We start from the raw sequence: 444 nt of genomic DNA, 5'->3' as shown, positions 1-444 counted from the left end.
AAGCAAAGGTAGCGTCCATTAAAGAACAGGCGAAAATTGAACTTGGATTAACCGCTTTTCTTGAGCAAGGCGGATACACAGCGTTTACGACATCGTTTGAAGTGCTGCACGGAATGAAACAGCTGCCGGGACTTGCCGTTCAGCGCCTGATGGAGAAAGGCTATGGGTTTGCCGGTGAAGGAGATTGGAAGACAGCGGCCCTTGTACGGATGATGAAAATCATGGCTAAAGGAAAAAGAACTTCCTTCATGGAAGATTACACGTACCATTTTGAACCGGGAAATGAAATGATTCTGGGCTCTCACATGCTTGAAGTGTGTCCGACTGTCGCTTTGGATCAGCCGAAAATCGAGGTTCATCCGCTTTCGATTGGCGGCAAAGAGGACCCTGCGCGTTTTGTATTTAACGGCATCAGCGGTTCTGCCATTCAAGCTAGCATTGTTG

At 48.0% G+C, this 444-nt stretch carries 1 protein-coding gene; it reads left to right on the top strand.

The window, feature by feature from the left end; all coding sequences use genetic code 11:
* Nucleotides 1-444 (top strand): L-arabinose isomerase family protein (locus tag ES017_RS15375; RefSeq protein ID WP_483296350.1); only part of this gene is annotated, 444 nt, incomplete at both ends.

Origin of the sequence: Anoxybacillus sp. EFIL (assembly GCF_013096955.1) — a bacterium.
Taxonomy (GTDB): Bacteria; Bacillota; Bacilli; order Bacillales; family Anoxybacillaceae; genus Anoxybacillus; species Anoxybacillus ayderensis.
The sequence above is the reverse complement of the archived record's forward strand: the minus strand, read 5'-3'. Positions and strand labels throughout refer to the sequence as shown.